The sequence below is a fragment of the Thermus sp. genome (assembly GCF_056332225.1).
The window spans coordinates 1-913 of sequence record NZ_JBWGQW010000142.1; the positions used below are offsets into that span (position 1 = coordinate 1).

Sequence of the window (913 nt, forward strand, 5' to 3'; positions counted from 1 at the left end):
AAGGCCCTGGGGCTCAAGGAGGGGGACCGGCTCCTCCTCCGGGTGCGGGAGGACGGCACCTTGGAGCTCCTTAGCGCCCGCGAGGTGGCCCGCCGGGCCCTGGGCCTGTTCGCCCACGTGGCCCCGGGGCGGAGCCTGGTGGAGGAGCTCCTCGCCGAGCGGCGGGAGGAGGCCAGGCGGGAGGAAGGGTGACCGCGGTCCTGGACGCCTCCGCCCTCTTGGCCCTCCTCAAGGGGGAACCCGGGGCCGAACGGGTGGCGGAGGCCCTGGAGCGGGGGGCCTACCTGAGCGCGGTGAACCTGGCCGAGGTCCTCTCCAAGCTGGCCGACTGGGGGGAGGACCCCGCCGAGGCCCAGGCCCGGATGGCGCAGGTTGGGCTCTTGGGGGCCGCGGTGGAGGTGCTCCCCTTTACCGGGGAGGACGCGCTGGAGGTGGCCAGGCTCAGGGCCCTGACCCGGGCCCACGGCCTTTCCTTCGGCGACCGGGCCTGCCTGGCCCTGGCCCGGCGCCTGGGCCTCCCCGCCCTCACCATGGAGAGGGCCTGGGCCGGGCTGGATCTGGGGATCCCCGTGGAGGTCCTCCGCCCGTGAGCGCCTGAGGGCTCCCGGAGGCGGCGCCCTCTTCCGCCAGACCCCCAGCTGGCGGGTGGCCTAGCCCCTCACCCCCTCAGCACCCGCTTGTACCAGACCTTGAGGGCCTCGAGGTCCCACGCCACCACCGCCCGGCTCCCGTCGGGGTAGAGGCGCACCTCGTGGCGCCTCGGGAACTCGGGGAGGAGGCGCTCCACCTTGGGCCACCACGCCCCCAGGGCCTCCGGCCTCAGCACCAGGAAGTAGGGCCCCTCCCCCACCAGGCCCATCACCTGCCCCTTGGGGAGGGGCGGGGGCAGGCCCAGGTCCTTCGGGGCCTCCTC

General features: G+C 75.5%; 2 protein-coding genes and 1 pseudogene. 2 read left to right on the forward strand and 1 reads right to left on the reverse strand.

The features are described 5' to 3' along the window. Together AC01Y6_RS10530 and AC01Y6_RS10535 are read left to right on the forward strand one after the other, a co-directional pair. A partial coding sequence (locus AC01Y6_RS10530; RefSeq protein ID WP_476671479.1) for an AbrB/MazE/SpoVT family DNA-binding domain-containing protein occupies nucleotides 1–192 on the forward strand: 192 nt, incomplete at its 5' end. After that, nucleotides 189–590 carry a type II toxin-antitoxin system VapC family toxin gene (locus tag AC01Y6_RS10535; RefSeq protein ID WP_476671480.1) on the forward strand — a complete coding sequence of 134 codons (402 nt, stop codon included), beginning with the start codon at nucleotides 189–191 and terminating at the stop codon, nucleotides 588–590. The genes AC01Y6_RS10530 and AC01Y6_RS10535, both read left to right, overlap by 4 nt. A 68-nt stretch (nucleotides 591–658) precedes the next feature. On the opposite strand, the pseudogene AC01Y6_RS10540 reads toward AC01Y6_RS10535, so the two are convergent. Continuing rightward, a pseudogene (locus AC01Y6_RS10540) lies at nucleotides 659–913 on the reverse strand (hypothetical protein); the annotation flags it as partial.